We start from the raw sequence: 874 nt of genomic DNA on the forward strand, positions 1-874 counted from the left end.
CGTCAGCACCCGCGCCGGYGCGCAGGCCGCGGCCAGCCTCCCGCCCTTGACGGCCGACAGATGCTTGCGCACGCAGTTCATCTCGTCGATGGCCGCGCCGCTGTTCAGCAGGGCGCGGTTGATCGCCTGCTTGTCGGCCAGCGTCAGGCCGGGCGCGGGCAGGCTCATCAAGGCGGAGCCGCCGCCGGAGATCAGGCAGATGACCAGGTCGTCGGCAGTCAGGCCGAGGGTCAGGGCCAGCAGCTTCTCGCTGGCGGCCAGGCCGGCGGCGTCCGGCACTGGATGAGCCGCCTCGACGACCTGCAGCCGGCGCGGCTTGTAGTTCGGCGGTACATGGCCGTAGCGGGTGATGACGAGGCCCGACAGCTTGGCGTCGGCCGGCCAGGCGGCTTCCAGCGCCTGGGCCATGGAACCGCCCGCCTTGCCCGCGCCAAGCACCAGGGTGCGGCCCTTGGGCGGCGGCGGCAAATGCGCCGCCAACACCCGCCCGGGCAGCGCGCGCGCGACGGCCACGTCATAGAGCTGCCGCAGCAGCGCGCGCGGGTCCAGGCTCATGCCAGGCTCATGGCTGCTGAGCCCAGCGGCCGATCAACGCGCGCTCTTCTTCCGTCAGGCCGGTCGCGTTATTCAGCGGCATGGCGCGCTGCACGATGACCTGCTGGTAGATCTGGGCCTTGTGGGCGCTCAGGCCCTCGGCCGAATCCAGCCGCACGCCCTTCTGCGCCACCTCGCCGGTATGGCAGGCCAGGCAACGCTGGGCGGCGATCGCCTGAACCTGCTCGAGCGTGACCGGCGCGGCCGCGGCGGCCTGCGGCGCGGGCGCCATTCTGACGATGAGCCCACCGATGAGTAACGCTGCCAGGCCCAGCGAATC

The 874-nt window shown here is 72.3% G+C and carries 1 protein-coding gene and 1 pseudogene; both read right to left on the reverse strand.

The genetic code is table 11. From position 1 onward, the window contains the following. The coding region (locus tag ACXJKR_RS33685; protein ID WP_457326566.1) for a DUF4147 domain-containing protein at positions 1 to 555 on the reverse strand (555 nt) is incomplete at its 3' end. A 7-nt stretch (positions 556 to 562) separates the two neighbouring features. Continuing rightward, positions 563 to 874, reverse strand: a pseudogene (locus ACXJKR_RS33690) (urate hydroxylase PuuD); the annotation flags it as partial.

The sequence above is a fragment of the Roseateles sp. P5_E11 genome, from assembly GCF_054049355.1.